The sequence below is a fragment of the Streptomyces sp. NPDC058632 genome, assembly GCF_042717095.1.
Classification (GTDB): domain Bacteria; phylum Actinomycetota; class Actinomycetes; order Streptomycetales; family Streptomycetaceae; genus Streptomyces.
The window spans coordinates 13,356-37,769 of the sequence record NZ_JBHXQZ010000033.1; the positions used below are offsets into that span (position 1 = coordinate 13,356).

The window sequence follows — 24,414 nt, forward strand, 5'->3', positions numbered from 1 at the left end:
CGCGTGGGGTGGTTCACGGTTGCCGACGCCCCGGACGACGACCCGTCCCCGAGAGTGGTGTCCGTCCGGCGGGCCGACGACGGAAAGATCGCGGGAGGGGGCGTCGTACTCGGCCCCGAGACTGCGCTGACCTGCGCCCACGTCATCAATGACGCTCTGGGGCGAACCATGTTCGACGCCCGTTCTCCCGGAGTGAGCCAGATCTGCGTGGAACTGCACGACAACGGCCGCGAGCCGCAACGCCATCTCGTGCGCGTCTCGCACTGGGTTCCGCCCCGGGGCAGGGACGGCGGTCCGGTCCGCGAGGGGGACGGGGCGTGGTTCGGGGATCTGGCGGTACTGCGCCTCGGGGGACGGTCCGGGGCGCTGCCCACGGCTCCCGGCAGGGCCGCCATGGCGGTCGGCCAGAAGGTGAGGGCCTGGCACGGCGGTGGTCACGCGTCCACCTTCGCCCGCCTCGTCGTCGCCTCCCTCCACGATTCCCTGGCCTACCTGGACGGCGAGGCCACGGGCATGGCCGTCGGACCCGGCTACAGCGGCGGGCCGGTGTGGTGCCGGCAGGAACAGGCCGTGGTCGGCCTCGTCGTCGCGCACTTCATGCCTTTGAGGGATGCCACCGGGACCGCCCTGCCGTACAGCCCTCAGCACCTGATCCGGCGCAGCTGGGCCGTCCCCTGGCAGCGCGTCGAGGCCGAGCTGCGGCCCCTGGGTGCTCTGGACGCGGTGACACCCGCTCCCATGGACACCGAGGGCCCCGCCTTCCTGTTGCTGGCCGAGGCGATCGACGACATCCTGCCCTCCCCGCACGGGCGTGGTCTCTGCGCCCGCCGACTGGCCCGCCTGTGCGGCGTCGGCCACGGCAGTGACATCGTTCCGCCCACCGCCGAGGAGTTCGCGACCTTCCTCCTCACCCATCCGCGCGCCGTCGCGGCGCTCTGCGGGATCCTGCGCCGGGACGATCCGTCCGGCGCCGACCGTGTCCTGGCCGCCGGATCCCTCTCCCCCGTCCCCAAACTGCTGTCACCCCAGGAATACACCGGGCTGCGCAAGCACCTGGAGGCCATGGACCGCGGGGTGCTCGGCAGGTTTCCCGAAGTGGTGCGCGCCGCCCTGCCACGCCGTGCCGTCCTCCCCGGGGCGGACACCCTGGAAGCACTCCTCGAGCAGCTGGAATCGCTGCCCGGGGACGGCGGTTCCGCCCGGGGAGAGCCGAGGGTTCCGGCGCTGCTGCGCGTCATGGAGTACGCCGGGGCGCTCCTTCCGGCGCCCCGGCGGGCGGAACTGCGCCTGTGGGCGGACGGAGTGGCCCAGCGGCTCGGCATCGCGCGGGAGGCGCTCGCCGAGCGCCGGTCCGACGCACAGGAGTGGTCTCGCGCGGTGCGCGACCGCTCCGCACGCGTCCGTGTCCTGGTGCAGGTGACGCAGGCCGAGCAGGGCCGCTACCGGCTGCGCACCTGGTGCGACGAGGGAGCGGGGCCACGGCAGGTGTCGGCGGACAGTGTCGTGTTGTACTCGGCGTCGGCCGCCGCCCGTGAGGTGCTGCGCGTCCTCGACTCCCTGACCCCGGCGGACGGGGAGGAACGACCGCCGCTGGTCGAGGTGCTCGTGGACCGCGCGAACCTCGACCTGCCGGTCGACGAATGGGAGGCGGGGGGCCCGGACGAGATCCTGCCCGGCACGCTCGGCGTGGAATTCCCCCTGGTCGTGCACTGTCCGGAACTCCTGCGCCGGAACCGGCGCTTCCAGTCCCACTGGCGCAGCCGGTGGAGCCGACTGGAGTCGGGCAAGACCTTCGTCGTCTCCGAGCCGATGGACCGGGAGACCCTCTACGCCCGGCTTGTCAACCAGCTCGACACGGTCCGCGTCTCCGTGGATGTACCACCCGGCCCGCGGGACCACATCGTGCAGGTCTGCCTGGCTCTGGGCATACCGGTCGTGGTCTGGGACCGGGTCCGGGACACCGCGTCCGACGTCGTCACCTGCATGGCGGAGGTCGCCACCCCCGAACTGCCCGACGGAGTACGCGCCTACCGCGCGAACGCCAAGGCCAGTCCACCCGAGTTCCCCGGCCGTCCGGTTCTCGCCTGGGCCGACGCCGACCGCCCCGTCCCCCGACTGCACCTGACCGAACCACAGGAGAGCGCATGACAACCACTCCTGAAGCCGAGTGGCGTCTGTTCCGCGGCGACGGCACGCCCCGCGCCGTCACGCTCCCGCAGGCCCCGCCCTGGCGGCGCTTCACGTCCATCCGGTCGATGCGCCCCGAGCTGCCCTACCTGATCGAGCGGCAGCACGCCGACGTCGTCAACGCCGCGCTGCATCTGCGCCGGCCCCTGCTGGTGACCGGCCCGGCCGGCACCGGCAAATCGTCCCTCGCCCGCGCGGTCGCGCACGAGTTACGCCTGGGCGAGCTGCTGCGCTGGCCCGTCAACAGCCGCTCCACCGTCAAGGACGCCCTCTACCAGTACGACGCGATCGGCAGGCTGCGCGAGACCACCCTCAGCCGGGACCGCGGCGAACGCGAACCGTCCATCGGTACGTTCGTGCGGCTCGGCCCGCTCGGTACGGCACTGGTGCCGTCCGCCGTTTCGCGCGTGCTGCTCATCGACGAGATGGACAAGGGCGACGTCGACCTGCCCAACGACCTGCTGACCGTCTTCGAGGAGGGCGTGTTCGACATCCCGGAGCTGACCCGGCTGCCGGAGGAGATGTCCGAGGTGGCGGTCCAGACCCACGACCACAGGGGAACCGTCGTCGTCCAGCAGGGGCTCGTCCAGTGCGTCGAGTTTCCCGTCGTCGTCATCACCAGCAACGGCGAGCGCGACTTCCCGCCCGCGTTCCTGCGCCGCTGCGTCCGTCTCGACCTGCCGGTCCCCGACGAGGAGCGGCTGCGTGACATCGTCGCCGCGCACCTCGGTGAAGAGGCTCTGCGGGAGGCCGACGACCTGATCGAGGCGTTCCTGCGCCGTCGCGCACCGGGCGAACTCGCCACCGACCAGTTGCTCAATGCCGTGTTCCTGCGCGTCTGCGGTGTCGATCTGGACGCCGAGGGTTTGCTGGACGCCGTGCTGCACCAGCTCACCGGGGCCATGTGACCATGGCGGGCAGTGGTGCGCGGTTCACCGAGGCCCTGAGGGTGCTGTCGGCCTGTGGTGTCGACCTGGACGCGGACCAGGTTCTCGACGTGCTGTGGCTGGCCCGCCGGTTCCCCGCCGGCCCCCTCGCGCCGCTCCGCCAGGACCCGCCGGCCGCCGCGCACCCCGAGGCGCCCCCGCCACCCGGCCCGGACCCGACCGCGTCCCAGCCGTCACCGCCGGAGGCGGACGACCCCGATCTGCCCGACCTCACCTCCCCCGAGCTGTACGCGGCGGCCCGCCAGGACCCGGCCCCGCCCCCCGGTGCCACCCGCGCTCCGGCGGGGCAGGAATCCCGCCGGGCCATGCCGGTGCGCGTCCCCGAGGACAAGGCCCTCACCCGTGAACTCGAGCTCGGCCGGGTACTGCGGCCGCTGCGCCGCCGCCACGAAAGCCGCCACCGCACGGAGATCGACGAGGAGCGCACGGCCGCCGCGCTCGCCGAGACGGGGCTGGCCGACGTGGTGGAGCGGCCCGTGCGCGAGCGCTGGCTCAATTTGGCGCTGGTCATCGACGACGGCCTGTCCATGCTGCTGTGGCACCGCCTCGGCACCGAGCTGCGCACGCTGCTGGAGCGTTTGGGGGCCTTCGCCACCAGCCGGGTCCTCGGTCTGGACACCCGCGACGCACGCCACCCGGTCCTGCACGCGCGCCCGTTCCGGCCCGACAGCGCGAAACTGCCGCTGAGCACCGTCAACGATCCTTCCGGCCGCACCCTCCTGCTGGTCGTCAGCGACGGCATGGGAGCAGCCTGGCGGGCCGGCACCATGCACGACCTGCTGACCCGGCAGGCGGACCGCGGCCCTGTCGCGGTCCTGCACACCCTGCCGCCCGACATGTGGGAGGCCTCCGGCATCTTCGCCGAACGCTGGCAGGCCACCACCCGGCGGGTCGGCGGCGCCAACACCTCCTGGGAGATCACCGACCCGGTGCTGCCGCCGGGGATCGCCGACTTCGACGGGGTGCCGGTGCCGGTACTGGAGCCGACACCGGCCTCGCTGCGCGGCTGGGCACGCCTGCTCGCCTCCCCCGGAACCACCGTGGAACTGCCGTTCATGGCGTACCCCGGCCGGTACGAAACCGCGGCCCCCTTGCGTGACTCCAGCAGCACCCAGCACTTCCGGGACGCGGCGACTCCGGAGGCGTACCGTCTCGCCGCTCATCTGGCGGCGGTCTCCCCTCTGTCGGTTCCGGTCATGCGCCTGGTGCAGAAGGCGGTGCCGTGGTCCGCCACCACGTCCCACCTCGCCGAGGTCTTCCTCGGTGGCCTGGTGCGGCCGTCTCCCGCCCCGGTGCCGGGACCGCTGCCCGCCAAGCACCGGGTCTTCGACTTCACCGACGAGTCCAAGACGGTACTGCTCGACGCGGTTCCCCAGGCCGAACTGCTGCACACCAGCCGCCGGCTCGGCCGCCGGCTCGAAGAACTCGCCGGAAACTCACCGGACTTCCCCGCCTGGCTGGCCCATCCCGACGGTCCCGCCGACGTCCCGGGCTCACGCCGGGCATTCACCAGCGTCGAACGCCGGTTGCTGACCCGTTTCGGCGTCTCCCTCACACGCAGCACCACACTGCCTCCGAGCCGGCCGCACCCGCGGGATTCCTCCGGTACGGACGACTGGGGACCCCTCACCGACGACGATCCCCCCAGACTCGGCGGTTATGTCCTGCGGGGCCGCCGCCGCGGGCACCGGACGACGGTCTACCGGGGCGTCGACACGCGGGGGCGGAACGCCGTCCTGCGGGTCCCCCGCCTCGGCCGTTCCGCCGGCAACGCCAGGCTGATCGAGGTGGAGGCCGAGGCGCTCGCCCGCCTCCAGGGGCAGTACGCCCCCCGGCTGCTCGGCACCGGGCTCGAGGATTCCCCGCCCTGGCTGGCGATGACCCCGATCGCGGACACGAACGCCCCCGACGCCCAACCGCCGAGGCTCGGCAAGATCTGCACCGGCTCCCTGCACGGGGGGACCGCGCCCTTCGACCTGCTCAGGGGACTCCTGGTCGGCTGCTACCTCGCGAACGCCCTCGCCCTCTGCCACGTCAACGGACTCGTGCCCGCCGATCTCAGCGCCGACAGCGTCTACGTCCTGCGGCGCACCGTGGTCCTCGGCGACCTGTCGGACTGCGCCGTGGACGGGGAGTACGCGGGCTCGGGACCGGTCCCCACCCGCGAGGACAACATGCGCTCCCTCGGCGAGTTGCTCCAGCTCATCAGCAGCAAGGCGGGCTGGGACATGCCGAGCATGCCGGAGGGGATGCATCTGTGGCAGGGCGACACCTGGGGACCGTTGCGGCAGCTCGTGCTGCGCTGCCTCGACGCGGATCCGGCGCAGCGTCCCACGGCGAGCGAGGTCGCCGAGCTCCTCGCCCGCTACGTCGCCCGGGCCCGCCTCCACCAGACGGGGGTCGTGTCGTCGCCCGCGCCGGCCGCCCCGCAGACCCTGACGCCCGTACCGCTGACTCCGCCGTCGGCCGCCGAAGTCCCCGCCGCCGGCCGGAACGGACTGCGCCTGCCCCGCTTCGGGACCGTCCGCCGGGAGATGGAGGGGCGCCTGCGGCAGGTGCGTGTGCCGCTGACGCACAGCAGGCGGCTGGCCCTGATCGGCGCCTACCACTACAGCGGACGGGCCACCACGACGATGGTGCTCGGCTCGCTGCTCGCCTCCGTGCGCGGCCAACCCGTCCTCGCCCTCGACGGCGCGGCTTCCGAGGGAGCACTGGACGCCTTCCTGACCCGGCGCAACCAGGCGGTGGTACGGGATCTGGTGGCCCTGCCGGACACCCCGTCGTACGAGGAGATCCGCGCCCTCACCACCGGTCTGCCGTCCGGGCTGGAGGTGGTCGCACACCGCAAGGGCCACTACAGCCCCAACCCGGCGCACGCGCGCGAATACGCACGCGTGCTGAGGCATACCGCTCCCCACTACCCGTTCGTGCTCACCGACTGGGCCCCCCTGCGGCTGGACGGAACGGCCCATGCCGTACTCGACTGCACGGACCGGCTGATCCTGTGCTGCGGTACGTCGCACTGGTTCCTGGAGGCGGCGGCACGCATCCTCGACGAGCTGCGGCAGGGGGGGCGTGAGTGGTTGGCCCGGGACGCGATCGTGGTCGCCACCGAACTGGGCGGTCCCTCGGGGCGGGCGTTGCCGGCGGCCTCCGTCCGGGCCCTGGCCGTCGATCCCGCGCAGGTGGTGCACGTTCCCTTCGACGCCGCGCTGCAGTCCTCCGGCTGGAAGCTGAACCAGTTGCGCGCGGCCACCACGAACGCCTTCCTGCGACTGGCGGAGCTGGTGGCGGGCCCCGGCACCGCACAGTGATCCCCACGCCGCCCGCGGCCCGTGGTGCGGGCCGGCCGGACATGTGGGTGCCGGCACCCGGCGTCACGCTGCGCGCAGCCGACCCTGTCACAGAGTCTCGGGAGGTGCTCATGGCCTCGCTCCTCAGCCCGTACCCGAGGTCCGACGGGGACGCACGGCAGGCATGGGGGTTCACAAGGAGGTCTTCGGCGGTGAGCTGCGCCTCAACACCTGTGGCGACTTCGGACAGCCCGGCTCCGGGAACGCCGGCAAGATCATGCACGGCGTGCTGGAGAGTCCCGCCGGCTTCACCTTCATGTTCATGGGCGCCGGCACGCCGCCGGGCGCGGGACACGCCCCGGGCAACAACTTCCCCGTGAGCCTCAGCGGCGAGGACGAGCCCGGGCCGCGCGGCTGCTGGGACAAACCGTCCAGCGGCGGCCCGGTGTCCGTACCGCTGGAGAAGCAGCTGTGGGGGGATGCGTTCGGGAGGTGCACGGACCGCTTCGGCGTCCCGTGGACGGTCGACATCAGCCGGTCCGAGGACTGAGCCCCGTGTCTTCCGGTGCCCGGCCGTTGACATGACCTTTCGGCAGGGACCACCGTGACCTGCAGCGCGCCGGCGGAGCGCGACAGGACAGCGGTCCGGCGGCGGTCGCCGGCCCCGGGAGAGGCGGCGGCATGCGGATCGGACTGCTCGGTACCGGCCCCTGGGCGCAGGTGGCACACGCCCCCGCGCTGAGTGGGCACCCGGACCTCGACTTCGCCGGTGTGTGGGGCCGCCGGCCCGACGCCGCGAAGGAGCTGGCCGATCTGCACGGCACCCGGGCCTACGACGACGTCGAGGCGCTGTTCACCGACGTGGACGCCGTCGCCGTGGCGCTGCCGCCCGCGGTACAGGCGGAGCTGGCGGCGCGCGCGGCGCGGGCCGGGTGCCATCTGCTGCTCGACAAGCCGCTCGCGCCGACCGTCGCGCAGGGGCGGGCGGTCGTCGAGGCGGCCGAGGAGGCCCAGGTCGCCTCCGTGGTCTTCTTCACCACCCGTTTCCAGCCCGGGCCGGAGGCATGGATCACCGAACAGGCGCGCGCGGGCGGCTGGTTCACCGGGCGGGCGCAGTGGCTCGGGGCGGTGTTCACCTCCGACGGAAATCCCTTCGCCGCCTCTCAGTGGCGGCGGGAGAAGGGCGCCCTGTGGGACGTCGGCCCGCACGCCCTGTCCGTCCTGCTTCCGGTGCTCGGCGACCCACGGCGGGTCACCGCTGCGGCGTACGGTCCCGGGGACACCGTCCATCTCGTCCTCGACCATGCGAGCGGCGCGTCGAGCAGCCTCACGTTGAGCCTGACGGCTCCCCCGGCCGCGGCCGGAGCCATGGTCGAGCTGCGCGGTGAGGCGGGGGTCACTCTCCTCCCGGAGGCCACCGAAGGCGCGGTCCCGGCCCTCACCCGGGCCGCGGACGCCCTCCTCGCCGCGGCCGGCACCGGTACTCCCCACCCCTGTGACGCGGCGTTCGCCCTCCGGATCACGGAGACCCTGGCCGTGGCGGAAACGCTGCTGCACAGCGGAACGCGCTGACCACGGCCTTCACGGCGCCCTGGCCGACCGCGGAACGGAGTGCTTTCAGTGCGCTCCGTGACGCCCGGGCCCGACCGGCTTAAGGGGTCCTTAAAGACCGGTTAAGTGATCGTGGGGTCCTCGTCGTTCCTTCGAGTATGCGCAGGTCAGCGCGGAGTAAAGGACAAGTCGGACCGTTGGCGGGGGCCGCCGCGGTCCCTAGCATCAATCCCGCGCGCCGGTCCCGACGCACCGCCTGAGAGCGCTCTCTCAAGCGCCTCCCCACGTCGCCCGGTCGACGCGGTCAGCCACCCGCACGAGCACTCCAGGGAGATCCCCCACATGACTCCTCGCCATCAGCGCACCCTCGGCCGCCGCAAGGTCCTCTTCGCCCTCGGCGGAGCCGCCGTGGCCCTGCCCGCGGCGGCGGCGATCGCTCCGCACGCCCTCGCGGACCAGTCCGGCGAGCAGAAGGCCAAGGCGGCAGCGGCGGGGGCCCTGCCCCTGACGATCGTCAACAACAGTGGTTCCTTCGGCAACGGGAACGTGCACCTCTACATCGTGGGCAACGCGGACGGCCGTCAGGTCCGGGTCACCCCCGAGGGCACCATCGCCCCGGTCGCCGCGTCGGACAACGGCCCCGACGGCTTCACCGACTACGCGATCGGCCTGGCCGCCGGCGGCGAGACCAAGCTGTCCCTGCCGTACATGTCCGGGCGGATCTATGTGTCCCTCGGCGCGAAGCTCAGGTTCAAGGCCGTCACGGACGGAAACGGCAACGCGGCGTTGCAGTACCCGGCAGGCTGGGTCACCTCGGACCCCAACTACGGTGTGCTGCACGACTGTGCGGAGTTCACCTACAACTCCGCCGGCATGTTCTGCAACACCACCATGGTCGACATGTTCAGCGTGCCGATGAACATCCGGCTCACCGGTTCCAAGGACCAGTCCGTCGGCGTGTTCCGGGACGGGGGCCGCGGTGCCGCGTTCGACGCGCTCAGGCAGGCGGAGGCGTTCTCGCGGCTCGTCGTGGACGACACCCGGATCATCGCGCCGGGACACGGTCTGGACGCGGGCCTGTTCGCCGAGGACTACCTCGCCCCGTACATCGACGAGGTGTGGAGCACCTACACCGGACGTGACCTCAAGGTGACCACGAACGCCGGTACCTTCACCGGCCGGGTGCGCGGCGACCGGTTCACCTTCGACGGGCCCGCCCAGGTCTCCTTCGCCAGGCCGTCCACCCGGGACGTCCTCTTCTGCGACGGGGCGCTCGCCGCCCCGAACGACGGCACGACCGGCCCGGTCGCCGCCGTACTCGGTGCCGGCTTCAACCGTTCCACGCTGCTCAGCCACCCCGAACAGCCGACCACCGACGCCTCGGTCTTCTACCGGACCGAGCTCACCAACCACTATTCCAAGGCCGTGCACACGGCCACGGAGGACGGCAAGGCGTACGGCTTCGCCTTCGACGACGTCGCCGACTTCGCCTCGTACATCCAGGACACGGCTCCCACGGGCATACGCCTGACGCTGTCGCCCTTCTAGTCCGGAGGGCCGAAGCACCGGAGGGCCGGAGGGCCGAAGGACGGGCGGCGCCCCGCCTCGCGTCCGCGGCGGTCCGAACGGGGTGCGCCGCCGGCGCGGGGAGGTTTTCCGCGGGCCGGGAAAGGTACTCCTGCACACGAGGAGCGGCCCCTTCGAGGCGGCGCCCCCGTGTTCCGGATGCACAGCGGGCTCCCGCGTTGAATGGTGATACCGGACCCGATGACCGCACCGGGGCCGCTACAGCCATCCGGACCCGAGGAGTCAGAGATGTCGACGTCCCAGCCCGAGGAGTCCCGGCCGCCCGAGGACCGCACCACCCCGGACGGCCTGCTCCACGCCCGCACCGGCACCGATGTGTCACCGGAGGACCTCGTCCTTGCCTCCGGCAAGGATCTCACTCCGCAGAATCTCGCATGGGCCAGGCGCAAGCTCGAGGAGGAAGGGCCCGCCGCGCTGGACAAGATCCTCCCCTGACCCCTGACCCCTGACCCCCGGCCTCTGCCCGGGGCCTCGCCCCTTTCCGGCCCCCGTCCGTCACCCCGGCCCGTCCGTGGCCGCGGCCCGTGGGGCGGCCTGCACCGGTGCCGGCGCGATCCTGGCCTGGAGGTCACCGATCGTGTGCGCGGGCCAGGCGCGGGCGTAGCCGGGCGGGGTTCCGCCGGGGCCGGTGAGCGCGGCGACGGGCACACGGTCCGCGGCGCTCAGGATCTCCGCCACCGTGGTGTTCTCGTTGTTCCCGCCCGTCCCGCCGGAGGAGCAGCCGGTGTAGTAGGCAACGGGGATGGCTTCGTGACCGGTGATCAGGCAGGGCGGGCGGACGCCGAGCCGGTGCAGTTCGCCGGCGGTGCGGGCCCAGTTCCGGCGACTGTCGGTGGTGCGGTCCACGGTGTGCACCAGGACGGCCAGTTGCACGGTCAGATGCCCGGCCAGCGCGAGCGCGGCCAGTGACGTCACGACCGGCCGCCATGTCCCGGCCGGTGTTCTGACCGGATGCCACAGCGCGTCGGCCACGGGGATCGCGAGCAGGGCGTAGGCAGGCTGGAGGAAGCGGGGCGCCGCGTAACCGATCATGAAGAGGTACGGGAAAGCGGCCGTGGCGGCGCAGGCCAGCGGCAGCACGGTGCGCAGGGCCCGCCGGGCCCGTACGGCGACGACCAGCGCGAGGGCGGCCAGGAGCGGCAGGGCGAACCACCACAGGACGATCACCGGATGGGGCATCGCCCCGGTGCACGGGCGGCACAGACCTCGTCCGCCCAGGCTGCGCAGTTGGTCGTCGACGGCCATGTACAGGCCGAGCCCGCCCTGGACGCGGGAGGCCTCGGCCAGCCGCTCCCCCGGGCCGCCGTACCAGGCGTAGGCCTCGGCCACCCACTCGGCCGCGCCCACCGCGAGGCCCGCCGCGAGTGCGGTCAGGAGGCGCACGTGCCGGCCGGCCAGGGCGAGGAGCAGCAGGGGGACCGTCACCCATACGGCGTCGGTGGGCCTCATCAGCGCCATCAGCGCGGCTCCCGCCGCGACGCCCCACAGCGCCCCGCGTGCCGAACGGTCCGCGTGGTGGCGCAGGAAGCAGCCGACGGCGGTCAGGGCGCCGAGTGCGACCCACTGGTTGGGCATGGCCTGGGGGCCGTAGAAGAGGGTCACCCACAAGGACGTGAAGAAGGCGCCGCCGGTGACCAGGACCCGGGTGGGGAACAGGCCGTGCCAGGCGCGCAGCGCCAGGTACAGGCCCAGGCCGGACAGGACGGCGAGGTAGACGCGCAGCAGTGCGGTGGACTCCGACCAGGAGGCGACGGGCGCCACCAGGAGGGGGACGCCCCGGGAGCGCGGGGCGCTGAAGAAGGCGGCCGGATGGTGGGAGGCGACCTGGCTGACGTAGACGATCTCGTCCCAGCCGAGTCCCAGCGCGGGGCGGACGAGGACGAGCTGGGCGACGGTGAAGACGGCGGCCAGGACCGCGAGCGGCGCGGTGCCGCTCGCGGGACGGAGTGCGCCCGGCAAGGACGTACGTGCGCGTCGCCGTCCTCCGGCGAGAAGGGCACTCTTGCCGTCGGCCATCGTCCGTCCTTTGTCCCGTATGCCGCCGATCCAGCCGATCATTTGCGTGCAGACAGGAACAAATTAACCCGCGGGGCGCGCCGAGGCAGGCGGGGCGGCGGATGCGGTCACCGTTTTCCGGGGTCTCCGGCGAGTTCGGAGAGGTCCGTCACGACCCGGTGGGCGCCATGGGCGTAGAGCGCGTCCGGCCGGCCGACGCGGTCCACGCCGACGACGTATCCGAAACGACCGGCGCGGCCCGCGTCCATGCCGGCCAGCGCGTCCTCGAACACGGCGGCCCGGCCGGGCGGGACGCCGAGATCCCGGGCGGCGGCGAGGAAGGTGTCGGGGCGCGGTTTGCCGGAAAGGCCGCGCCCGGCGGCGACCACCCCGTCCACACGGACGTCGAAGAGGTGCTCGGCGTCGATGGCGCGCAGCACGTCCCGGCAGTTGGCGCTGGCGGAGACGACGGCGGTGCGCAGGCCGTCGGCGCGGGCCGCCCGGATGTAGCGCAGGGTGCCCTCGTAGGCATCCACTCCGCCGGCGCGGATCCGTTCCAGGAACAGCTCGTTCTTGCGGCGGGCGAGCCCGTGCACGGTCGCGGCCCCCGGGGGATCGTCCGGCATGCCCTCGGGCAGGTCGACACCGCGGGAGGCGAGGAAGGTGCGTACCCCGTCGGACCGCGGGCGGCCGTCGACGTACTCGGCGTAGTCGGCGTCGGTGAACGGCCAAAAGTCCGTGCCGTCCCGCTCGCGCAGGAAGGTGTCGAACGCCTGCTTCCAGGCCGACGCGTGAACGGCGGCGGTCCTGGTGATGACACCGTCGAGGTCGAAGAGGCAGGCCAGGATGTTCTCGGGCAGACCCAGATCCGTCATGGAGGACATGGTCCCGCGTACCGGTGGACAGCACCCGGCGGCGGGCGGGGTGGGCAGGGGTGGCACACTTTCCCGTGTGGTGCCGACCTTCGACGATCTCCTCCACCGGGCCCGGGCCCTCGGCCGGGACGGCCGGCGCGCGGTACTCGGCATCACGGGCAGCCCCGGGGCCGGAAAGTCCACGCTCGCCGGGGAACTGGTGCGGACGCTGAACGGCGCCGGGGAACCGTGGGTCGCGCACGTCCCGATGGACGGCTTCCACCTCGCCGACGCCGAACTGGACCGGCTCGGCCGCCGGGACCGCAAGGGCGCCCCGGACACCTTCGACGCGGCCGGGTACGCGGCCCTGCTGCGGCGGCTGCGCGAGGAGACGTACGGGGACGTCGTGTACGCGCCCGGTTTCGAACGGGTGCTGGAGCAGCCGGTCGCGGGGGCCGTTCCGGTGCCGCCGACGGCCCGGCTGGTGGTGACGGAGGGGAACTACCTGCTGCTGGACACCGGTGCGTGGGCGCGGGTGCGGCCGCTGCTCGACGAGGTGTGGTTCTGCGAGCTGGACGAGAAGGAGCGGGTCCGGCGGCTGGTGGCCCGGCACGTGGAGTTCGGCAAGCCCCAGGACGAGGCAGTGGCCTGGGTCGCGCGCTCGGACGGGCCCAACGCCGAACTGGTGGCGCACACCCGGCACCGCGCGGACCTCGTGGTTCCGGCGGCGGCGGTGCCGCGTGTGTGCCGGTGACCGGCTAAATTCAACCTTCGTGGGAGACGAAGGAGGCACCCCGGTGCCATCGCCGCAGCAGGCACGCGCACAGGTATCCGCGATCACCTCGGGGAAGGCGGGCCGGGAGACGGAGGTGTCCCCGACGTCCCAGCTCCGCACGCTGTTCGACCGGCCCCGGCTCTCCCCCGGGCAGCGGCGCATCGCCCAGTATCTGATCGGGCACCTCACGGAGGCCGCGTTCCTGTCGATCACGGACCTCGCCGAGCGGGCCGGGGTGAGCCAGCCCTCGGTGACCCGGTTCGCCTCGGTGGTCGGCTTCAGCGGCTACCCCGCGCTGCGGGAGAAGCTCCAGGCGATCGCCCTCGGCACGCTCCCCGGCGGGCCCGCGGAGGAGCACCGGGGCAACGAGCTGCAGGCGGCGGTGGACGCCGAGATCGAGAACCTGGAGAACCTGCGGCGGGACTTCGCCGATCCCGGCCGGGTCGTCGAAACCGGCCGCGTGCTGGCGGCGTCCGTGCCGCTGACCGTCCTCGGGCTGCGCATCTCCGTGTCCCTTGCCGAGTACTTCGGTTACGCCGCCCGCCGCATCCACCCGGACGTCCGGCTGGTGACCCGGGGCGGCAGCGTCGCCTACGACGCGCTGCTGCAGTCACGGGAGGCCGGCGGCTCGTGGGTGCTGGCGTTCTCCATGCCGCGGCACGCCCAGGAGACCCTGACGGCAGTGCGGGGCGCCCGGGACGCCGGGCTGAAGGTCGCACTGATCACCGACCTGGCGCTGGGGCCCCTCGCGGACGAGGCGGACGTCACCTTCGCGACCGGCACCGGGTCACGTCTGGTGTTCGACTCGTACGCCACCGCGGGCGTGATGTGCGCGGCGCTGCTCCAGGCCATGACGGACGCGGACCCGGAGCGGACGCAGGCACGGCTCGACGAGTACGAGCAGGTCGCCGACCAGCACCAGTTCTTCCTCCGGGACTGACGGCGTCATCAAGTGGACCTTCCACTGCAAAGCTCACATGAATGTTTTCATACGCCTTGAAAACCGGATGGCATATATAAATACTGCTGGCGGATCACGACATGTCCTGCGCGAACGCCCAAGACCGTCGGACCGCCCCCTGGACCGGGGCCGCCGCACCGGACCGGGGCAGCCCCACCCGTCGCCCACCCCAGCGACGCCGCACACCCGGAAGCGATGATCATGACCGTGACGTCCACGCGCCTCAGTCCGGACTGGCCCTGCCAGGTCAAGGCACCCGGCAGCTACGACTGGGAGCGCTCGGCGGCCAAGTGGCTGCGCGAGCTGGTACCGGCGCGCTACGCGAGCTACCCCGCGTTCATCCGGCACCCCGTCCTGCTGGCGCGGCACGCCCAGATCCAGGTCGAGCACGAGATCCGGGTGGCGCGCACCGCCCTGCAGACGGCACGGGCCGACCTGCCCCGGCTGGGCCTGCACGAAGGGGTCATCGAGCACACGATCAAGCTGTACGCGGCCGAGGTCATGCAGTTGCAGCACATCGCCCGCAGCGTGCGCGCGGTCACCCGGGCACTGGTGGAATCGGGCCGCTGACCGGGGCGGGCACGCCGGTCGGGCGTCATCCCGTACGGGACTCCAGCGCGCGGCGGGTGTCGTCGCCGTAGACCCCGGTCTCGTCGCCCTGGACGCCGTACCAGAGCTGGAACCGGGCGACGGCCGCCGCCAGGGTGGCGTCGTAGCGGCCGCTGGCGGCGCCGTCGCGGTAGACGTCCGGGATGCGCAGGAGCCGTTCCTGGAGTTCGGCCACCTCGGGGCCCGAGTCGCCCTCACCGAGGAACCCGGGGGCGGCCGGGACCCGCGCGGGCGGCGCGGTGGGCGCGGGCGCCGACGGGCTCGCGGAGGGCCGGGGGTCGGGCGTGGCGCGGGCGTCGGAGTTCTGCCCCAGGAGCAGGACCGCGCCGCCGAAGCCGAGTACCGCCGCCGCGGCCACGGCGATCGCCACGGCTGCCCGCCGCGTCGCGGGGCTGTGCGGGGAGGCGTGCGGGGGCCGGCCGGGCGCGGTGCCGTCGGGCGAAGGGCCGCGGGCCGAACGGTGCTGGGGGGCCGTGCGGCCGGATGCGGGAGTGCGGTGCGTGAAGCTCTCGTGCGCCGGGCCGGGCACGGCCGTCGGCGGCCGGGTGGGCGGTTCGGGGGCGACCGACGGGAACTCCTGCGTCTCGTCCTGTGCCCCGGCCGCGGGCCGGGGCAGGGTGACGGACTCGTAACCCTCGCGCTCCCCCCGTTCGAACTCCCTGAACAGTTCGGCGAGCGCGTCCGTGCGGCGGGGGCGCAGGACGCGGACGGGCTCGAGGGGCGGGCCGTCGTGCGGCTGCCCGGGTTCGGACGGCGTCGGCACGCTGCTCTCCTTCCGCTGCGCACGAGGGCGGGTCCGCCCACGGGAGGAGATACGCGCCGGGGGCGGCGGAGGTTCAGCCGGCGGCGCGCAGAAAGCGGTGCAGGGAAGCCGTCATGGCGGACACGAAGGACTCGCGGGGCTCCTCGTCCAGGGCGTCGAGGGACAGGTACGGGTTCAGGTCCTCCAGCTCGACCAGCAGCAGTTCGCCGTCCGGGGCACGACAGGCGTCGACCCGCTGGATGCCGTGGTCGAGGGTGTTCCAGTCGACGAAGCCCCGGGCGAACTCCAGGTCGCGCGGGGTGGTTTCGTACGGCTCCAGCTGCCAGCGCCGGCCGGGGTCCGGGGTGTACAGGGCGTACTGGATGTCGTGGTCGACGAAGTAGAAGGAGACCTCGTACGCGAAGTCGATGTGCGGCTGCACCAGCACGCTGCCGTCGATGAGCTCCCGCACGGCGTCCGCGGCGACGACACGCAGCCCCATCGAGTCCGCGCCGAGCCCGGGTTTGACCACGTACCGGTCCGCCACGGGCAGCAGGTGCAGGTCCTCCGCGCGGTCGACGGTGGGGATCACCGGCCACCCGGCCGCGCTCAGTTCGAGCAGGTACTGCTTGCCGGCCATGTCGCCCCGGCCGGTGAGCGGGTTGTAGACCGGCTTTCCGGTCTTTGTGGCCCGCTCGCGGAAGGCGTCGTGTGCGTCCGGGTACGTCATGACCGGGCCGCTGTTGCGGACGACCACGGCGTCGAAGCCGTCCAGCAGCGCGGCGGCGTCCCGCGGATGACAGAGCTCCAGGTCGAAGTCGGCGCGCAGCCGGGAGGTGAGCCGGACGTCCTCGTCGCCGTAGCTGCGCCCGCGGGCCGGGTACGTCGGATCGGTGACGTACAGGAGGCGGGGACGGGGGCGGGCGGGCGCCATGCGGGGCTCCTCGGGGGGACGACAGCAACCTGATCATATGAATGATTCATGGGCATCGAAACGGCACAGGAACGCGGTGGACGCAACGGAGGGGTACGGAGTGCCTTTACGGGTGGCACTGAGTGCCATACCCTGTCGCTGTGCACGGTGGCACAAGACACGCCGGGCACGTGCGTGCCGGGGCACCGTGCACGCGGGATGGCGGCCGAGTGCAGGGAGTCGACCAGCGTGTACCACCACTCAGGAAGCGTGGCTCAGCAGGCAGCCGGCACCACGACGACGGGTCTGCTCGAGCCCCGGGGCGCGAACAGAGCGGAGGCCATGGCCTTCCAGCGGTGCACCTGGTGCGGCACCGCGATGTACCACCGGCTGCTGTGCCCCGTCTGCCAGGGCAGCGACCTGTGTACGGAGCACAGCGCGGGCGTCGGCACGGTCCGTCACTCCACGACGCTGCACCGCAATACGCCGGCCGCCCGGAACGTGTCCCTGATCGAGATGGCCGAGGGCTTCGTCGTCCGCGGCAGGGTCATGGGTCCGCCGATCGGCATCCACAGCGGGGACCGGGTGCGGCTGTCCACGGCCAAGGACCCGGTGCGCGGGGAACCGGTCTTCCAGCTCGTCGACGAGCCCTACCGCGCCTGGACCTGACCGTCCGCCCGGCACCCTTCGGACGGCGGGAGTTCAGTGGGCGAGTGTGATGCGGATGCCGACGGTGCCGTCCCGGCCCCGGCGCAGCCGGCTGCCGAGCAGCGTCAGCCGGCCGGACAGGCCGTACTTGCGGGCGATCAGCTCGCGGTAGTGGACGGTGGTGGCCGCATCGCAGATCTCCGCGGTGGCCGGTACCTGGTCACCGCTCGGACGGCCGCGCACGTCACAGGGGCCGACCAGGACATCGGCGCGAGCCCGGATCCGCTTCACCTTCCAGGAGTCGGCGGCGGTCCAGACCCCGAGCGCGTCCCCGTTCCGCACCACCCACACCGGGGTGGCCACCGGCGTGCCGTTCCGCCGGTAGCTGGTGACCAGCAGATACTTTCCCGCTCCGAGCCGCTCGAGCAACGCGTTGTCCATACCCGGCAGTCTAGATCCGGTCATCGCCTCCTGCGGTCGGTGCGCAGGCCGGTCGACGCCTCCCGGCATCGGATCGCTCCGGCGGTGAACACGGCGGGGCCCGCGTCCGTATGGACTGAGGGCACTCGACTCAGGGGAGGCCCCGCGGTGTTCGCACCGCGCTTCTCTGGTTCGGGAGTCACGCATGAGGCACGCACGACGACGGGTCGTCCGGCGAGTGACACGGCTGGCGGCCGTCGGCGGACTCCTCCTCGGAACGACGATGGTGACCCGCGCCGTCGCGAGCGAACCCCCGGCGCCGGACCCGGTTCCGTACGCCGCGTCCGAGGAGGACACCGGCCCCGGCTCCGCGCTCGTGTCGCGGCTCGGCTCCTCCCGCACGGCGGGCAGCTGGTTCGGCGAGGACGGGCGGACGGTCGTCGCGGTCACCGACGAGAAGGCCGCGGCCGAGGTGCGGGAGGCCGGTGCGGACCCGAAGATGGTGCGCCACAGCATGCGCGACCTGAAGTCGGCCACTCGGACGCTGGGTTCGGCACCGCGCGTGCCCGGGACGGCCTGGGCCATGGACTACCGGTCGAACGAGGTGGTGGTACGCGGCGACAGCACGGTGTCCGCGGACGACTGGTCCGATCTGACCCAAGTGGCGGAGAAGGTCGGTGGTTTCGTCCGTATGGAACGCACCGAGGGTGCCTTCACCACACGGATCAACGGGGCGGAGCCCATTCTGTCGACCGCCGGGCGCTGTTCCGCGGGCTTCAACGTGACCGACGGCAAGCGTGAGTTCATCCTCACGGCCGGGCACTGCGGGCCGGACGGGTCGGTCTGGTTCGCCGACGACGGCGGCAGGAAGAAGGTCGGCACCACGGTCGGCGGCAGCTTCCCCGGCGACGACTACTCCCTGATCGAGTACGACGGCGGCCGGGCCGGCGAGGGCGCCGGTGTCGTCTCGGTCGGCAACGGCCAGGGCGTACGTATCACGGGGGTCGGCGACCCCACCGTCGGCCAGCGGGTGTTCCGCAGCGGCAGCACCAGCGGGCTGCGCGACGGGGAGGTGACCGCGCTCAACGCGACGGTGAACTACCCGGAGGGCACGGTCAGCGGCCTCATCGAGACCAATGTGTGCGCCGAACCCGGCGACAGCGGCGGCCCGATGTTCTCCGAGGGCATCGCGCTCGGTGTGACGTCGGGCGGCAGCGGCGACTGCCGGCAGGCGAGCGGTACGACGTTCTTCCAGCCGGTCACGAAGGCACTGACGCAGCTGAAGGTGGATCTCCTCGTGGCCCCGAAGGCCGGGGACGGCGCGGACACGGCCACCCCCGCCCCGTCGGCGGAGGGCGCGGCAGCGGCTCCGGACGCCGCGTCGCCGGGTTCCTCGGCGGCGGGGATCAACGCGTCGACGCTGCTGTCCCGCCTGGCCGACCCGCGGAACGTGGGGCCCGGGATGCTGGTCATCGGAGGCAGTCTGATGGCTCTGGTGGCGACGCGCTGGATCAGGTCGGAGCAGGACCGCAAGGCGTACCAGCGGCACTACTCGGCGACATGGGGCTGAGCCGGACGCCGGCACCCGGGCGTCGGCGAGGAGGCTCGCACGTGACCGGGCGACTTCGGTCACGAGGACGGCGGATGCGCCCCGGCCGAGGCCGGGGCGGGCGGCAGGACCAGCGGAAGGAGGACCGGCGAGGGTGAAGGGCGACGAGGCCTGTGCGGCGCCTCAGGCCGCCTCGGCCCGCTCGGGGAGGGCCGCGGCCCACTCCTGGACGAGGCGCTGGTACTCCGCGCGCTGCTCGCCGCTCAGCGTCCCGCCCGACCGGAGCCACAGGGCCCGGATCTCCTCGTTGACCTCGGCAGCCGATCGCTCGGATGACGGTTCAAGAGTGGTGGACATGCTGTGAAGCATAGAGCCACCGGCGTGAAAGCCGCGTGAGTATTCACAGCCCAATCGGACATACCGGACAGTGTCGCTGATCACGTCCATCTGCCATGGAACGTGGGCGAGTTCACATCCCCGGGCTTCCGCCCGCAGCCCTTTCCAGCCCTTCCCGCCTTTTCGGCACCGCCTTCGGGGAGGGCGGACTGTCAGCGGTAGCCCGTGACGTCCGCCGGCTTGCCCGGGTCCTGGACCTCGACGAGGTAGCGCCAGGCGTCCGGGCGGCTGCCGTCGAGGTCGGTGAAGCCGTACTCGCGGGCGAGGCCGCCGCTGGAGAGAGAGGTGCCGTTGAAGCGGGACACCCGTGGGTCGGCGGCGAGCGCGGCGACGGCCCGGCCCACGTAGCGCGGGGTCTCCGAGATGGCGAAGTGGGGGACGCGGGTCAGGGCGTCCCGCCAGTCGTCCTCCCGCACCCCGAACTCGTCGAGCATGATCTCCGAGCGGAGCCAGCCCGGAGTGAGCGCGAGGGCCGTGGCGCCGCGCGGGCCGAGTTCGTGGCCGAGGGCGAAGGCCATGCGCAGGACGGACGTCTTGGCGAGGTCGTAGAAGAAGGAGACGCGGTAGGTGTCGCGGTTGTAGTCCGCGGTGCCGTCGGTGACCTCGACGACCAGGCCGCCGGGGTGGCGCAGCAGCAGGGGCAGGGCGTGGTGGCTGGTGATGGCGTGGGTGTCCACCGCGAGCCGGAGCAGGCGCAGCCCCTTGTCGAGGTCGTGCTCCCAGACGGGGGCCTCCCACTCGAAGAGCTTCTCGCCGCCCCAGATGTCGTTGACGAGGACGTCGAGGCGGCCCTGCTCGTCGGCGATGCGGTCGACGAGGGCCTTGACCTGGGCGGGGTCCAGGTGGTCGGTGGGGACGGCGATGCCCCGGCCGCCGGCCTCGGTGACCAGGTCGGCGGTGTCCTCGATGGTCTCCGGGCGGTCGTACTCGGAGCGCTTGGCGCGAGTACTGCGTCCGGTGACGTAGACGGTGGCGCCGGCCGCGCCCAGTTCGACGGCGATGCCCCGTCCGGCTCCCCGGGTCGCTCCCGCGACCAGTGCGACCTTGTGCTGCGACGACCCGTCCTTGTTCGACGATCCGTTGCTGTTCGACGACCCGGTGGTGGTCGACTCCGGCATGGTCCGGCCTCCCGTCACGTGCGACAGCGATCTGCTGTCGTTACGAGCGTGACGGGTAAGCCGGACATCCTCTGTCCCCTTTTCCCGGGAGTCGCCCGGTCGGACGTGACCGGGGCGCAGTCACCGAAGCGGAATCACCGAAGCGGCCTCAGTGACCGCGGGCGATCCACTCCTCCAGGTGCGGGGCCTCCGCACCGATGGTGGTCGAGTCGCCGTGGCCGGTGCGGACCGTCGTGTGGGGCGGGAGCGTGAGCAGCCGGTCCCGGATCGAGTCGACGATCGTCGGGAAGTGGGAGAACGAACGGCCGGTGGCACCGGGACCGCCCTGGAACAGGGTGTCGCCGGTGAACACGGTGGCGAGCCCGGGGTCGTACAGGCAGACCGCGCCGGGCGCGTGCCCCGGCGTGTGCAGCACGGTGAGGTCGGCGCCGGCCGCCTCGATCACCTGGCCGTCGACCAGCCAGGCGTCGGGGTCGCGGTCCGGGTGGGTCTGCCTCCACAGCGGCAGGTCGTCGTGGTGCAGCCAGATGGTGGCCCCGGTGCGCTCGGCGAGGGCGGGCGCGGCGTCGATGTGGTCGTTGTGGGCGTGGGTGCACACGATCGCCTTCAGGCGGCGGTCGCCCACGGCCTCCGCGATGGCGTCGGCGTCGTGGGCGGCGTCGATGACGACCACCTCGTGGTCGTCGCCGACGATCCACACGTTGTTGTCGACGTCCCAGGTGCCACCGTCGAGGCTGAACTGCCCCGAGGTCACGAGGTGTTCGATGCGGGTGGTCATCAGAGCACCACCACCGAGCGCAGCACGTCGCCGTGGTGCATCCGCCCGAAGGCCTTCTCGACCTCGTCGAGCCGGATCGTCTCGGTGACGAACGCCCCGAGGTCCAGGCGTCCTTGCTGGTGCAGGTCGATCAGCATGGGGAAGTCGCGCGAGGGCAGGCAGTCGCCGTACCAGGACGACTTCAGGGAGCCACCGCGGCCGAACACGTCGGCGAGCGGCAGTTCGAGCTTCATCTCCGGGGTGGGCACGCCGACGAGGACGACGGTGCCGGCCAGGTCACGGGCGTAGAAGGCCTGTTCGTACGTCTCGGGACGGCCCACGGCCTCGATGACGACGTCGGCGCCGAAGCCGCCGGTGAGTTCGCGGATCGCCTCGACCGGGTCGGTGGTACAAGAGTTGACGGTGTGGGTGGCGCCCATGGAACGGGCGGTCTCCAGCTTGCGGTCCTCGATGTCGACGGCGATGATCCGCGCCGCTCCGGCGAGCCGGGCGCCGGCGATGGCCGCGTCACCGACGCCGCCGCAGCCGATGACGGCGACGGAGTCGCCCCGGCCGACGTTGCCGGTGTTGATCGCGGCACCGATGCCGGCCATCACGCCGCAGCCGAGCAGCCCGGCGACCTGCGGGGAGACGGCGGGGTCGACCTTGGTGCACTGGCCGGCGGCGACGAGCGTCTTCTCGGCGAAGGCACCGATGCCGAGCGCCGGGGAGAGCTCGGTCCCGTCGGTGAGGGTCATCCTCTGCTTCGCGTTGTGCGTGTCGAAGCAGTACCAGGGGCGTCCGCGCAGACAGGCGCGGCACTTGCCGCACACCGCACGCCAGTTGAGGACGACGAAATCACCGGGAACTACGTCGGTCACGTCGTCGCCCACCGACTCCACGACACCCGCGGCCTCGTGGCCGAGCAGGAAGGGGAAGTCGTCGTTGATGCCACCCTGCTTGTAGTGCAGGTCGGTGTGGCACACCCCGCAGGCCTGGACGCGGACGACCGCCTCGCCCGGCCCCGGGTCGGGTACGACGATCGTCTCGATGCGTACCGGCTCGTCCTTGCCCGGTGCGATCACGCCGCGTACTTCCTGCGCCATGGTGCTGACTCCTTCGTCTCCCGGTGGTACGTCCTGTCGACCCTACGCGACCTGCCCGTGCCCCGGCGGGTCGGCTCCACAGCAGGTCGTGGCATTCCTGCCGGTGTTCCGCACCCGTGTTCCGTGCCGGGTGGACGGGGGCGGCCCGGCGTGTCACGGGGAGCCGGGGCGACGTAGCCTGAACTCTCCGCCCGACGCCCAGGGAGCGACGTGACCAGCGCAGCGCCGAAGGTAGTGCAGAAGTCCGATCCGCCCGCCTGGCGGGCGCTCCTCGGCTACGTTCGTCCCCACCGGTGGGCCCTCCTGGGCGGCGCCCTGCTGTCCCTGCTGACAGGGGCGACCGGCCTGATGCTGCCGCTGGTCGCCCGGGACCTGATCGACGACCTGTCGGACGACCGGGCCATCACCGGCGCCCTGGTCCTGATGTCCGCCCTCGTCATCGCCAACGCCGCGCTGGGCGCACTGGGTTCGTACGTGCTGCGGCGTACCGCCGAGTCGGTGGTGCTGGGGGCGCGGCGCTCGCTGTCGTCGTATCTGCTGCGGCTGCGGATCACGGCCGTGGACCGCAGCGAGCCCGGCGACCTGATGGCCCGCATCACCTCCGACACCACGCTGCTGCGGGAGGTCACCACGGACTCGCTGGTGGGCCTCGGCACTGGCGGTCTGACACTGGTCGCGACCATCGCGCTGATGGGCTTCGTCGACCCGGTGCTGCTGGGGGTCACCCTGGCCGTGATCGCGGGTGCGGGGACGGTCCTCGCGCTCATCGTGCCGCACATCAGCCGGGCCAGCCGGCAGGCGCAGGACGCGGTCGGCGTGATGGGGGCATCCCTGGAACGGGTACTGGGCGCGCTGCGCACGGTGAAGGCGTCCGGTGCCGAGCCGCGGGAGGAGCGCGCGCTGCACGAGGCGGCCGAGGAGTCGTGGCGGCAGAGCGTGCGGGCCGCCAAGTGGTCGGCGGCGGCGGGCAACACGGCCGGGCTGGCGATGCAGGTCGCGTTCATCACCGTGCTCGCGGTCGGCGGGGCGCGGGTGGCGACGGGCACCATCGACATCGGCACGCTGGTGGCGTTCCTGCTGTTCGTCTTCTACCTCATGATGCCGATCCAGAGCGTCGTCGGCGCGATCACGCAGTACCAGACGGGCAGCGCCGCCCTGGCCCGTATCCAGGAGGCACTGCGGCTGCCCGCCGAGCCGGCCGCGGGGCCCGCGCTCCTGCCCGCGCCGGGTGCCGCGCCCGCCGCGCTCGCCTTCGACGACGTGCGCTTCCGCTACGCGGACGATCTGCCGTACGTGCACCACGGGGTGTCGTTCACCGTGCCCGCGCAGGGCATGACCGCGTTCGTCGGCCCGTCCGGGGCGGGCAAGACCACCGTCTTCTCCCTCATCGAGCGCTTCTACGACCCGGACTCCGGGGTGATCACCCTCGACGGGCAGGACCTGGCCGACTGGGAACTGTCGCGGCTGCGGTCCTCGATCGGCTACGTGGAGCAGGACGCGCCCGTCCTGTCGGGTTCCCTGCGCGACAACCTGCTGCTGGGGAACCGGGAGGCGGACGACGACGCGGTGGCGCGGGTGGTGAAGACGACCCGGCTCGACGGTCTCGTCGCCAGGCTCCCGGACGGGCTCGACACACTGGTGGGGCATCGCGGCACCAAACTGTCCGGCGGGGAGCGCCAGCGGGTCGCCATAGCCCGCGCGCTGCTGCGCAGCCCCCGGCTGCTGCTGCTCGACGAGGCCACCTCGCAGCTCGACGCGGTGAACGAGGCGGCGCTGCGCGACACCGTCGCCGATGTGGCCCGGACGACGACGGTTCTGGTGGTCGCGCACCGGCTGTCGACGGTGACGATGGCCGACCGGATCGTGGTGATGGACGCGGGCCGGGTCCGCGCGGTCGGCACGCACCGGGAACTGGTGACCGCCGACCCGCTGTACGCGGAGCTGGCGGCGACGCAGTTCCTGGCGACGAGCGGGTGAGCCCTCGCGGCCGGTCCGTCCCGGACCCG

At 72.7% G+C, this 24,414-nt stretch carries 21 protein-coding genes and 1 pseudogene; 13 read left to right on the forward strand and 9 right to left on the reverse strand.

All coding sequences use genetic code 11. The features are described 5' to 3' along the window. Window positions 1-3: 3 nt before the first annotated feature. The 7 genes and pseudogenes from ACFWVE_RS15000 to ACFWVE_RS15030 all read left to right on the forward strand — a co-directional run bounded on the left by ACFWVE_RS15000 (window position 4) and on the right by ACFWVE_RS15030 (window position 10,000). Window positions 4-2,148 (forward strand): trypsin-like peptidase domain-containing protein, encoded by a 2,145-nt coding sequence (locus ACFWVE_RS15000; protein WP_384013247.1) that lies wholly within the window; start codon window positions 4-6, stop codon window positions 2,146-2,148. After that, entirely contained in the window at window positions 2,145-3,095 is a 951-nt protein-coding gene (locus ACFWVE_RS15005; protein WP_384013250.1) for an AAA family ATPase, read from the forward strand. The genes ACFWVE_RS15000 and ACFWVE_RS15005 overlap by 4 nt, the downstream gene beginning before the upstream one ends. Window positions 3,096-3,097: 2 nt before the next feature. After that, the gene (locus ACFWVE_RS15010) at window positions 3,098-6,448 is read left to right on the forward strand and encodes an SAV_2336 N-terminal domain-related protein (protein ID WP_384013253.1); all 3,351 of its coding nucleotides are present in this window, start codon (window positions 3,098-3,100) and stop codon (window positions 6,446-6,448) included. A gap of 110 nt (window positions 6,449-6,558) precedes the next feature. Next, a pseudogene (locus tag ACFWVE_RS15015) lies at window positions 6,559-6,977 on the forward strand (VOC family protein). Between the two features lie 131 nt (window positions 6,978-7,108). Beyond that, window positions 7,109-7,999 carry a Gfo/Idh/MocA family protein gene (locus tag ACFWVE_RS15020; RefSeq protein WP_384013255.1) on the forward strand — a complete coding sequence of 297 codons (891 nt, stop codon included), beginning with the start codon at window positions 7,109-7,111 and terminating at the stop codon, window positions 7,997-7,999. A 321-nt stretch (window positions 8,000-8,320) separates the two neighbouring features. Next, on the forward strand, window positions 8,321-9,526 hold the full coding sequence (locus ACFWVE_RS15025) for a glycoside hydrolase family 64 protein (RefSeq protein WP_384013258.1): 1,206 nt from the start codon (window positions 8,321-8,323) through the stop codon (window positions 9,524-9,526). A 267-nt stretch (window positions 9,527-9,793) separates the two neighbouring features. Next, entirely contained in the window at window positions 9,794-10,000 is a 207-nt protein-coding gene (locus ACFWVE_RS15030) for a hypothetical protein (RefSeq protein WP_384013261.1), read from the forward strand. Between the two features lie 60 nt (window positions 10,001-10,060). On the opposite strand, the gene ACFWVE_RS15035 is transcribed toward ACFWVE_RS15030, so the two are convergent. Together ACFWVE_RS15035 and ACFWVE_RS15040 are read right to left on the reverse strand one after the other, a co-directional pair. Further along, window positions 10,061-11,581 carry a hypothetical protein gene (locus tag ACFWVE_RS15035; RefSeq protein WP_384013263.1) on the reverse strand — a complete coding sequence of 507 codons (1,521 nt, stop codon included), beginning with the start codon at window positions 11,579-11,581 and terminating at the stop codon, window positions 10,061-10,063. Window positions 11,582-11,688: 107 nt separating this feature from the next. Further along, on the reverse strand, window positions 11,689-12,435 hold the full coding sequence (locus tag ACFWVE_RS15040; RefSeq protein WP_384013265.1) for an HAD family hydrolase: 747 nt from the start codon (window positions 12,433-12,435) through the stop codon (window positions 11,689-11,691). A gap of 79 nt (window positions 12,436-12,514) precedes the next feature. Here ACFWVE_RS15040 and ACFWVE_RS15045 point away from each other — a divergent pair, with 79 nt between their 5' ends. From ACFWVE_RS15045 to ACFWVE_RS15055, 3 genes are all read left to right on the forward strand, one after another. After that, window positions 12,515-13,168, forward strand: a complete 654-nt coding sequence (locus ACFWVE_RS15045; RefSeq protein WP_384013374.1) for a nucleoside/nucleotide kinase family protein — start codon at window positions 12,515-12,517, stop codon at window positions 13,166-13,168. A gap of 43 nt (window positions 13,169-13,211) precedes the next feature. After that, on the forward strand, window positions 13,212-14,129 hold the full coding sequence (locus ACFWVE_RS15050) for a MurR/RpiR family transcriptional regulator (RefSeq protein WP_384013267.1): 918 nt from the start codon (window positions 13,212-13,214) through the stop codon (window positions 14,127-14,129). 216 nt (window positions 14,130-14,345) lie between these two features. Then, the gene (locus ACFWVE_RS15055; protein ID WP_384013270.1) at window positions 14,346-14,720 is read left to right on the forward strand and encodes a hypothetical protein; all 375 of its coding nucleotides are present in this window, start codon (window positions 14,346-14,348) and stop codon (window positions 14,718-14,720) included. 25 nt (window positions 14,721-14,745) lie between these two features. On the opposite strand, the gene ACFWVE_RS15060 is transcribed toward ACFWVE_RS15055, so the two are convergent. Continuing rightward, complete coding sequence (locus ACFWVE_RS15060; protein ID WP_384013273.1) at window positions 14,746-15,522, reverse strand: peptidoglycan-binding protein; 777 nt, start codon at window positions 15,520-15,522, stop codon at window positions 14,746-14,748. A gap of 73 nt (window positions 15,523-15,595) precedes the next feature. Next, window positions 15,596-16,435 carry a hypothetical protein gene (locus tag ACFWVE_RS15065; RefSeq protein ID WP_384013276.1) on the reverse strand — a complete coding sequence of 280 codons (840 nt, stop codon included), beginning with the start codon at window positions 16,433-16,435 and terminating at the stop codon, window positions 15,596-15,598. 228 nt (window positions 16,436-16,663) lie between these two features. Between ACFWVE_RS15065 and ACFWVE_RS15070 the strand changes: the two genes are divergently transcribed. Then, complete coding sequence (locus tag ACFWVE_RS15070; RefSeq protein WP_384013279.1) at window positions 16,664-17,083, forward strand: Zn-ribbon domain-containing OB-fold protein; 420 nt, start codon at window positions 16,664-16,666, stop codon at window positions 17,081-17,083. Between the two features lie 33 nt (window positions 17,084-17,116). Here the strand turns inward: ACFWVE_RS15070 and ACFWVE_RS15075 are convergent, their stop codons facing one another. Continuing rightward, window positions 17,117-17,503: a PPOX class F420-dependent oxidoreductase gene (locus ACFWVE_RS15075; RefSeq protein ID WP_384013282.1), complete on the reverse strand. Its 387-nt coding sequence runs from the start codon at window positions 17,501-17,503 to the stop codon at window positions 17,117-17,119. A gap of 184 nt (window positions 17,504-17,687) precedes the next feature. Between ACFWVE_RS15075 and ACFWVE_RS15080 the strand changes: the two genes are divergently transcribed. Beyond that, a complete protein-coding gene (locus ACFWVE_RS15080; protein ID WP_384013283.1) occupies window positions 17,688-19,052 on the forward strand; it encodes a S1 family peptidase in 1,365 nt (454 codons plus the stop codon). 162 nt (window positions 19,053-19,214) lie between these two features. Here the strand turns inward: ACFWVE_RS15080 and ACFWVE_RS15085 are convergent, their stop codons facing one another. The 4 genes from ACFWVE_RS15085 to ACFWVE_RS15100 all read right to left on the reverse strand — a co-directional run bounded on the left by ACFWVE_RS15085 (window position 19,215) and on the right by ACFWVE_RS15100 (window position 22,408). Further along, window positions 19,215-19,400, reverse strand: coding sequence for a hypothetical protein (locus tag ACFWVE_RS15085; protein WP_266075646.1), 186 nt, complete (start codon window positions 19,398-19,400; stop codon window positions 19,215-19,217). Window positions 19,401-19,579: 179 nt separating this feature from the next. Continuing rightward, window positions 19,580-20,545: an SDR family oxidoreductase gene (locus ACFWVE_RS15090; RefSeq protein WP_384013286.1), complete on the reverse strand. Its 966-nt coding sequence runs from the start codon at window positions 20,543-20,545 to the stop codon at window positions 19,580-19,582. Between the two features lie 148 nt (window positions 20,546-20,693). Next, window positions 20,694-21,323 carry an MBL fold metallo-hydrolase gene (locus ACFWVE_RS15095; RefSeq protein ID WP_384013289.1) on the reverse strand — a complete coding sequence of 210 codons (630 nt, stop codon included), beginning with the start codon at window positions 21,321-21,323 and terminating at the stop codon, window positions 20,694-20,696. Then, window positions 21,323-22,408, reverse strand: coding sequence for an S-(hydroxymethyl)mycothiol dehydrogenase (locus tag ACFWVE_RS15100; protein WP_384013292.1), 1,086 nt, complete (start codon window positions 22,406-22,408; stop codon window positions 21,323-21,325). Before ACFWVE_RS15100 ends, ACFWVE_RS15095 begins: the two co-directional genes overlap by 1 nt. Before the next feature lie 210 nt (window positions 22,409-22,618). Between ACFWVE_RS15100 and ACFWVE_RS15105 the strand changes: the two genes are divergently transcribed. Next, complete coding sequence (locus tag ACFWVE_RS15105) at window positions 22,619-24,385, forward strand: ABC transporter ATP-binding protein (protein WP_384013295.1); 1,767 nt, start codon at window positions 22,619-22,621, stop codon at window positions 24,383-24,385. Window positions 24,386-24,414 lie beyond the last annotated feature (29 nt).